10 protein-coding genes and 1 pseudogene are annotated in these 8408 nt (G+C 64.9%); 5 read left to right on the forward strand and 6 right to left on the reverse strand.

Going from position 1 to position 8408, the window contains the following annotated elements; all coding sequences use genetic code 11:
• The gene (locus J2751_RS09160; protein ID WP_209485390.1) at nucleotides 1-972 is read right to left on the reverse strand and encodes a transcriptional regulator; all 972 of its coding nucleotides are present in this window, start codon (nucleotides 970-972) and stop codon (nucleotides 1-3) included.
• Between the two features lie 154 nt (nucleotides 973-1126).
• On the opposite strand from J2751_RS09160, the gene J2751_RS09165 reads away from it, so the two are divergent.
• A complete protein-coding gene (locus J2751_RS09165; protein ID WP_209485392.1) occupies nucleotides 1127-2500 on the forward strand; it encodes a tRNA(Ile)(2)-agmatinylcytidine synthase in 1374 nt (457 codons plus the stop codon).
• Nucleotide 2501: 1 nt separating this feature from the next.
• On the opposite strand, the gene J2751_RS09170 is transcribed toward J2751_RS09165, so the two are convergent.
• Complete coding sequence (locus tag J2751_RS09170) at nucleotides 2502-3101, reverse strand: sugar O-acetyltransferase (RefSeq protein WP_209485394.1); 600 nt, start codon at nucleotides 3099-3101, stop codon at nucleotides 2502-2504.
• 75 nt (nucleotides 3102-3176) lie between these two features.
• Here J2751_RS09170 and J2751_RS09175 point away from each other — a divergent pair, with 75 nt between their 5' ends.
• A complete protein-coding gene (locus J2751_RS09175) occupies nucleotides 3177-3530 on the forward strand; it encodes a VOC family protein (protein WP_209485396.1) in 354 nt (117 codons plus the stop codon).
• A 52-nt stretch (nucleotides 3531-3582) separates the two neighbouring features.
• On the opposite strand, the gene J2751_RS09180 is transcribed toward J2751_RS09175, so the two are convergent.
• Nucleotides 3583-3813, reverse strand: a complete 231-nt coding sequence (locus J2751_RS09180) for a DUF7543 family protein (RefSeq protein ID WP_209485398.1) — start codon at nucleotides 3811-3813, stop codon at nucleotides 3583-3585.
• 51 nt (nucleotides 3814-3864) lie between these two features.
• On the reverse strand, nucleotides 3865-4005 hold the full coding sequence (locus tag J2751_RS09185; RefSeq protein ID WP_209485400.1) for a hypothetical protein: 141 nt from the start codon (nucleotides 4003-4005) through the stop codon (nucleotides 3865-3867).
• A gap of 96 nt (nucleotides 4006-4101) precedes the next feature.
• On the opposite strand from J2751_RS09185, the gene J2751_RS09190 reads away from it, so the two are divergent.
• Nucleotides 4102-5238, forward strand: a complete 1137-nt coding sequence (locus J2751_RS09190; protein ID WP_209485403.1) for an aminopeptidase P family protein — start codon at nucleotides 4102-4104, stop codon at nucleotides 5236-5238.
• 1 nt (nucleotide 5239) lies between these two features.
• On the opposite strand, the pseudogene J2751_RS09195 reads toward J2751_RS09190, so the two are convergent.
• Nucleotides 5240-6556, reverse strand: a pseudogene (locus J2751_RS09195) (RNA-guided endonuclease InsQ/TnpB family protein).
• Nucleotides 6557-6559: 3 nt separating this feature from the next.
• On the reverse strand, nucleotides 6560-6700 hold the full coding sequence (locus J2751_RS09200) for a DUF2080 family transposase-associated protein (RefSeq protein ID WP_209485405.1): 141 nt from the start codon (nucleotides 6698-6700) through the stop codon (nucleotides 6560-6562).
• A 426-nt stretch (nucleotides 6701-7126) separates the two neighbouring features.
• Here J2751_RS09200 and J2751_RS09205 point away from each other — a divergent pair, with 426 nt between their 5' ends.
• Both J2751_RS09205 and J2751_RS09210 read left to right on the forward strand, forming a co-directional pair.
• A complete protein-coding gene (locus J2751_RS09205; RefSeq protein WP_209485407.1) occupies nucleotides 7127-7417 on the forward strand; it encodes a DUF5789 family protein in 291 nt (96 codons plus the stop codon).
• A gap of 85 nt (nucleotides 7418-7502) precedes the next feature.
• The gene (locus J2751_RS09210; RefSeq protein WP_209485409.1) at nucleotides 7503-7949 is read left to right on the forward strand and encodes a DUF302 domain-containing protein; all 447 of its coding nucleotides are present in this window, start codon (nucleotides 7503-7505) and stop codon (nucleotides 7947-7949) included.
• Nucleotides 7950-8408 lie beyond the last annotated feature (459 nt).

Consider the following 8408-nt stretch of genomic DNA (forward strand, 5'->3'; position numbering starts at 1 on the left):
CTACGCTTCGGAGGGCGCTTCCGCACGGTCGCGGATGAGCTCGCGGATCCGGTCGGGGTCGTCGACGGCGGCGAGTTCCTCACAGGAGACGATCGCGGTGCCATCGACTGACTCCCGTTTCTCGTCCTCCTCGGTGAAGTACACCGACCGAGTGTGCGCGACCTCGCCGATCGAGGACATGATCCGCGCGCGCTTCTCGGCGGCGGGCGTGAACGCGGAGTGACCGGTGAGCATCCGTGTCGCCGATGACTCGTCGTCCTCCGAGACCGCCTTGAAGGGTGCACGCGCCGTCGGATGGACGGTAAATCCAGCGCTCGTAAGCACGTGAACGACGTGTTCATCGCCGGGGTCCGCGTCCGGTGCCGAAGGGGTCGGCTCCGTGTCACGCACGTCGTCAGCCCCCTCCAGCACGTCGACCGGGCTGGAGAACGGCTCGTTGAACAGCTCCTCGAGCTGGACGGCCACCTCGATCGAGGCGTTCATCCCGTCCTCGTACTTCGAGACGGTTCGACGGGAGACGCCGAGTTCGGTCGCGAGTCGGCCGAGCGACCAGCCGCGCTCCTCACGTTCGTCGGCGAGGAGGTCCCCGTCGAGGCTGACGTACAGGCCGCCGGGAGCGGCGTAGATCAGCGGCGGCATCCCCTCCACGAACAGGTCGTACGCGGTGTCGGGGTTGATCACGGGAACGCCGTGTCGGAAGTAGACGACCCCAGGTTTCAGGTCCTCGTCGCGAGTTCGGATCCCGATGGTCATCGGCGTCGCCTCGAGGTACTCGCCGAGTCGCCGCATCTCCGCACCGGTCTCGGCGTCGAGCGCGTCGACGTTGCCGAGGATCTTCAGGAGCAGGAGGTCCTCCTCACGCCGGGCGGCCACGTCGAAACTCTTGGGCCGGACCGCACACCGGTCGCTGACGAGGAAGCCGGCGTCCCCCAGCATCGCGGTGACGTTGTCTATCAGCGCAGTCCGGGACATACCTGAGATAAGCGTTTCAGCGCATATATACGTTGTGTCGTCGAGACGAGGAGAAGGCCTTGCCCGCTTGCGTTTTTCTCCGGCAGGCGGTCGATACGGTTATATATCGGGTCGACCCCGAAACCGGCTTGTCTCGGGGGTCGAAACGGGACCCATGCCGATCGTCGCCGTCGACGACACCGACTCCCGCGAGCGCGGGATGTGTACCACGTACGTCGGAACCCGCCTCGGGGAGCGCCTCGAAGCGGCCGGCGGGAGGGTTACGCGACGGCTGTTGATACGACTCAACCCCGCCGTGAAACACAAGACGCGCGGGAACGCCGCGGTCGCGCTCCATGCGGCCGACATCGACGCAGAGACCGCGTTCCGGATCGCCGGCGAAACGGTCCGGGAGTTCGCGGCCACGGACGACCCACGGACCTCCCCCGGCGTCGTCGTTGCCGACGTCGATGTCGCGGACCCGGAGAGCGCGATCCCGAACGCGGTCGCTCACTTCTCTCGACGAGCGCTCCGCGAGCGGCTGTCGGTCGAGGAGGCGGTGTCGATCGCGGAGGCACGGGGGTACCGTCACGCCGGCTTCGGCTCCGGCGGCGCGGACGGGGACGCGACGCCCGGACGAGGCCGGATCGGGGCGCTTGCGGCGGTCGGCGCGCCCGCGACTCTCGACGACGCGACCTACGAACGAATCTCCTATCGCGAACTCGACCGCTGTGGAACCCCACGCGAAGTCGATGCCGAGAGCGTCTTCGCCGCCGCCGACCACGAGTACCCGGTCGTCTGGGACACCGTTGACCGCGGGACGGGCGAGGTTGTCTGCGTTCCCAACGCGCCCGGCCCGATCCTCTACGGGATCCGCGGTGACGACCCGGACGCCTGTCTGCGGGTCGCCGAGGGGATCGAGAGCGAACGCGTCGAGCGCGCCGCGACGTTCCTGACGAACCAAGGGACCGACGCCCACCTCGCGGAGGGCAGGCCCGGAGAACTCCGCGACGGGGCGGGCTACCGCGTGTCCGGCGTCGTCGCGAGCGATCCGGAGACGAAACGGGGGGGACACGTCCACGTCGACGTCGGCGGAGTCGGCTCGGATCGAAACTCCGGAGACGGGAGCGGCGAACCACGGCCGACCCTCCGTATCGTCGCGTTCTCGCCGACCGGTCGATTCCGTGATCGCGTGCGCGCGCTCAGACCCGGGGATCGAATCACGATCTGTGGTGAACACGAGGTCCGCGCGGCCGACCCCGGTCCGGACGGAACAATAAAACTGGAGAAACTCGCCGTCCGCGAACTCGTCCGGACGGCACCAGCAACACCGACGTGTCCCGACTGTGAACGAACGATGTCCTCGGCGGGACGGGATCAGGGCTACCGCTGTCGCGACTGCGGGACGACCGCGCCCGGAAAGGTGGCGGAACCGATCGAACGCGAGTTGGAACGCGGCTGGTACGAGGTCCCGCCGAGCGCCCGGCGACACGTCGCGAAACCCCTGATACGTGGCGGGTTCGACGCCCCGACGCATCCGGAGCGGTGAATCACGAGGTACCGCCCGGAGGTCGATCGGTCTCGACGTCCGCAACGACGGTTGCCGGGTTTCCTTTGACGATGACTTCGGATGGGACATCGTCGGTGACGACCGCGCCCGAACCGATCACCGCGCCCGAACCGATCGAGACGCCGGGATCGACCACGGCACGCCCGCCGATCCAGACGTCGTCGCCGACGGTCACCGGCTCCCCGGATTCCAGCCCCTCGGCTCGCTCCGCCGGGTCGATCGGATGGGTCGCCGTGTAGACGTGGACGCCCGGGCCGAGCAGGCAGTTCCGGCCGAATTTGATGCGGCAGATGTCCAAAAAAACGCAGCCGAAATTCGCAAAGAATCCCTCCCCGACGTGAATGTTGTAGCCGTAGTCACAGCGGACAGGTGGTTCGACCGTCGCCGTCTCGCCGCCAGAGCCGAACAGCGTCCCCAGAACGGTCCGTCGTTTCGCCTCGTTGCCGGCGGCCGTCCGGTTGTATCGACGGGTCAGGTCGCGGGCGCGCTCCCGATCGGCGACCAGTTCGGGATCGTTCGGGTCGTACGGCTCCCCGGCGAGCATCCGTTCCGTTTCGGTACGCTCCGTCTCGCTTGGCATGGCTATCACCTCTCGGCCACGAACTAATCGTTGTTGACGCGTGGGTTTAGGTGGTGTCCGGACGTTGGGCTGCGTATGTCCGGGATCGTGTTCTACGCAACGGAGAGCCACGACGCGGTCGTTGAGTTCTACCGTGACCGACTACGCATGGAGACGTGGCTCGAACAGCCAGACTGTACGATCCTCGAACACGGAAACCTGCTCGTCGGGTTCTGTGATCGGGATCGAACCGACGACTGCGGGATCGTGACGTTCGTCTACCCGGACAGAGACGGCGTCGACGACACTCACGACCGACTCGCGGATGTCGCCCGAGAGGAGCCACACGAGAACGAGACGTACGAGATATACCAGTTCTTCGCCGAGGACCCGGACGGACGAACCGTGGAGTGTCAGGCGTTCCTCGACGACGACGTGGAACTCCCCTGATCGCCCCGCCGGCCGGTCGCGACACGGACTACGAGACCGGCCGGAGACCAGCTCAGTCGTCGAGATCGTGATCCGCGCGCCACGTCTGCGCGTGGTCCTCGGCGACCTCGCGGTCGTCGAACCGAACGCGGTCGTACGCGCTCTCGTCGGTCGCCTGCTCCATCACGTCGAGTCGGACAACGAATCCGCCGTCGCCGCGCTCGCGGATCCGGACCGTGGCGTACCCGTCCGAGCGTTCCCACTCCGTGATCGTGTCGTCGTCGCGAGAGACTGACCAGCCCATACGAGGAGACGGAACGCCGTCGTGCTAAAACACCGCGGTCCGCGACGGGTTCTAGTCGTCGTGTTCGGGACCGCCCGTGTACGAGCAGACCGGACAGACCGCGTACCCGAGGGCGTCGTAGGGAACCGACGTCGACGGGGCCGTGGTGTCACAGTCCGGGCAGTCGAAGGTCGAGGGAGATTCGATGCTCATGAGATGGAGTATGAAACGTATCGATATAGTTACGCGGCGCTTGATGCACCAATAACCACACCCTGTTTATATGCCGGTCCGGAACCGAGGCGAACTATGGGCGACGACGCCTACGCGGGCCGGCGCGAGCGGGCACGCGACCGACTGAGCGTGATCGACGCCGACGGTCTCGTCTGTTTTCCGAGCCGGAACCTCCAGTACCTCACCGGGTTCCACGAGGAGCCCGGGGAGCGACACTTCCTGTTCGTCCTCCCCGCGAGTGGGGATGGGGGTGTCGACACCACGAGCGGCCCGGCAACCCTGCTCGTCCCCGAACTGTACGGTGAGCAGGTTCGAGAGGCGACCGACGTCGACGACGTGCGAACGTGGGCCGACGGCGACGACCCTCGAGAAACCGCCCGCGAGGTGCTTGCGGACCACGAACTGCGATCGGGGCGCCTGCTCGTCGACGACACGATGTGGGCGCGGTTCACGCAGGACCTCCGGGCGGTCGCGCCGGCAGCGACGTGGGGGCTCGCGAGTGAGGCGCTCGCCGACCTGCGGGTCCGCAAGGACGACGCGGAACTGGCGGCGTTGCGGGCGGCGGGCGCGGCCGCGGACGCGACCGTCTCCGACCTCCGCGCGCTCGGGTCGGAAGCGATCGGGATGACCGAACGCGAACTCGCCGACTGGATCGCCGACCGGCTGGCGGCGCACGGCGGCGCGGGCGTCTCCTTCGAAACGATCGTGGGCGCGGGCGAAAACGGAGCGAAGCCGCACCACGCCGCCTCCGACCGGGAGATACGCTCCGGCGACCCCGTCGTGCTCGACTTCGGGACGCGCGTCGACGGCTACCCCTCCGACCAGACGCGGACGCTCGTGTTCGACGGGGAGCCACCGGCCGGGTACGCCGAGGTCCATGCGATCGTCCGGGAGGCGCAGGCGGCCGCGGTGGAGACGGTCGAGCCGGGCGTCACGGCGGCGGCGGTCGACCGCGCCGCCCGCGAGGTGATCGAGGCAGCCGGCTACGGAGACGCGTTCGTCCACCGGACGGGCCACGGCGTCGGGCTCGACGTTCACGAGGAGCCGTACATCGTGTCCGGCTCCGACCGCGAACTGGAGCCCGGGATGGTGTTCTCCGTCGAGCCGGGCGTGTACCTCGACGGGCGCTTCGGCTGCCGGATCGAGGACCTTGTGGTCGTGACCGACGAGGGGCACGAGCGTCTGAACGCGACCGACCACGGCTGGCGGTGAACTACCCCTGCCTACTCGCCGCCGTTGGCGTCTTCTTGAGGCAGGGGCTTCCTGTTTCAACGACGCGCTTTGCAGACACAACCGCAGTCTCCACAGCGAGCGCAGTCTCCACAGGCGTTGACGAATCGCTCCGCGATTCGTTCGCACACCAGAAATCTTCGATTTCTGGGGACGTTCCTTCGGAGTGACCCACTCCTAGATTGGTGAGACCACGAGAAAGAATGTTCCACGCTGCGTTTGCGTCCCTGTCTGCCTCGAAGCCACAGGCAGGACAGGAGTGCTCACGCACCCAAAGTGGTTTGTCGGTTTCGACGCCACACTGAGCGCACTCTTTGGTGGTTCCTTCCGGTTCCACGTCCACGAAGTGCGTGCCTTCACGTTTGCACTTGTATTCGAGCACCGAGAGGAACGTTCGCCACGCCGCCGATGCGGTGTTGCGGCTGTTCGACGGCGATTCTAGCATTCCTTTCACGTCAAGGTCTTCGACGGCCACCAAGTCGTATTCCTGAGCATAGTAGTTCGACAATTTATGTAGGAAGTCACGCCGCTTGCGCTTGATTTGTTGGTGACACTCGGCTACCGTCTGCCGTTGTTTCTCCCAGTTGTTCGACCCATGCTCTTTGCGCGAGAGGTTCCGCTGCTCTCGTTCAAGCCTGTCGCGTTCCTCCGAAAGGTCGAGTGAACCAACTGCCGTGCCGTCAGTGTCGTGGGCATACTTCAGAATCCCCACGTCGATGCCAACCATCTCGTCGGCGTCGATCTCCGCCAGCGACCGTTTGGGCGGTTCCTCTTTGTCGTCAACGGCGAAGGAGGCATACCACTCCCCGGTTGGTTCTTTCTTGAGCGTGGCTTCTTTGACTGTTTCATCGTCGGGAATGTCTCGGTGGCACTCTATTGGAATATCCGCGAGTTTCGACAGTGAGAGCACAGTCTGACCGTTCTTCTTGTCGAACTCGAAGCCAGACTGGACGTATGTGAAACTGCGGAAGTCTCTGGGAGCTTTCTAGTTGAGACTCCCGACGTTGTAGCCCTTGTCTTTCAGTTCACCGAGTGCCGTGATACTGTCTTCGATCCGCATGACAGCGGCCTGTGTAACCGTTGAATACAGGTCGTTCAATTCGTCCCACCACCCTTTGAGGTCAGTGAGTTGATCGCGGACTTGTCGCACTCGTTGGTTGAGTGTACCCTCTGATTCGGGAATTTTGTTAAACTCCCTGAGAGCGTGGTTGTAGAGTTGCCTACAGGTGTCTCGGTGGTAATCCAACAACTCACGCTGTTCGGTGGTTGGCTTGAGCCGGAACCTGTAGGCGTAGTACATCGGTTACTCGGTTGGTTCTGACGTTCGGACGATCTTCACGTCTGCGCCACGCCAGTCTTTGGGAACGAGGACGTGTGCGCCGTTGCCGGTGGCTTTTACCTCGCCTTCGATGACTTCGTGGCCTTTGATTTCGTGTCTATCCATCACCTATGTTTAGACATTGTTTCAACATAAACGTATCGGTTCGTGGGCCTGTGGGCCAGCAACAAGCAGGCGCATGATAAATGATGACGGCGGTGTATCCCCTCCCTACTGCGTCCTCAGAAATCTTCGATTTCTGATGTGCGAACGAGAGCTTGCTCTCGTTAACGCTACTGGGCATTCGGCCTGCGTTGCTCCTTGAGGAAGGGGTCTTACCGCCTGTAATCGGCTAACCGGGGTGAAAATACCGCGGGCACGTCGCGCGGATCGACGACGCGTCGGCGGGATGCGTGTGCCTGTCCGCAGTTGACGTAGCCGGCCAGGTCCGATAACGGTGCGACCAAATATGCATGGTGAACCGTCCCGGAGAGGCGTGCTCCGGTGGACCGTATCGAAAACGTTACCCTCAGCCGAACGGTATCGCGGGTCATGAGCGATACCGACGAGGAAACGGAGGAGGAAGCGCCGGCCGTCGAACTCGGTGAGGGTCCCGACATCGAGGGCGAACCGCTCGCGCGGGTCGCGTCGCGGCTCACGTGGCCCGCAAAGCGGAGCGATGTTCGCGCTCAGGAGGGCGAGACCGTGATCCGGACGCCCGAGGGACCCGTCGAACTCGACGAGGCGCTCGCGGAGTCCGAGGTTCCGCTGTTCGAGGGCCGGAGCGACTTCCTCGAAGCCGTCGAAGATGTCGTTGGTCGCGGTCCGGTCGCGACGGAGTAGCGCGGTCGAGATCGCTCGACAGGGGCGACCGTCGTGATCGCCGGCATCGCACACCCTTTTGTTCGTCCCGACCCGAACGAGATACATGACGATCCCCTTCGATCCGGCCGAGTTGGACCCCGAAGAGTTCGGTGAGGAGCGTGCGACCCTAGAGATGGACCACGAGGCGGCGATCGAACACGTCCGCGAGGTGTGTACGGAGGTTGGCTTCGGCTTTCCCGTGGAGTTCTCGCCCTCAGAGATGCTGAACGAGAAGGTCGACGCCGGTCGTGACCCCTACTACGTGCTCGGAGCGTGTAACCCGAAAATGGCCGATCGGGCGCTGGACGCGACCGACGGAAGAATCGGGTCGCTGTTCCCCTGCAACATGGTTATCGAGCAGGTCGAACCTGGGAAACAGGTTGTCCATCACGTCTCGATCATGCGGATCGCTCGACTGCTCGGGTTGCCGAGCGACGACGAGGAGATGGACGCGATCATCGACGACACCGGCGAGATGGTCGAGACGGTCTTCGACCGCCTCGGCGAGTAACGCTCTCTTTTAGGAGGCATAGAGAATTCGGGTATCATATATACCTGTTGAGGGATGACGGGAGTGGGTCTCGCAATACGTTGGAGTAGTTGTTTATAGGTGGATTAGTGGTGTTGCTGGCGGCTATTTATAAGTCGTTGCTGGCGAATCGGCGGTGAACACCGCCAAAGCCCCAGTCGCGAGGACGCCGCACGCTCGCTGCGCTCCTCAGTCGCTCGTTTCACTCGCTCCTTCCGGTGCTTGCGTCGCCTGCGGCGTCCTCGCGACTGCCCCTTTGAGTCCCACCCCGCCCCGCAACCGCACCTCACACCTCCCCAGCCTCGTCGCGGGGGGCCCCCCCCCCCCCCCCCCCCCCCCCCCCCCCCCCGCGCCCCCCCCCCCCCCCCCCCCCCGGGGGGGCCGCCCCCCACCGTCGGTTGAACTCAACGGCCCCCCCCCCCGGCGGGGGAGTAAAAGGGC

Origin of the sequence: Halorubrum alkaliphilum (genome assembly GCF_017873815.1) — an archaeon.
Classification (GTDB): Archaea; Halobacteriota; Halobacteria; order Halobacteriales; family Haloferacaceae; genus Halorubrum; species Halorubrum alkaliphilum.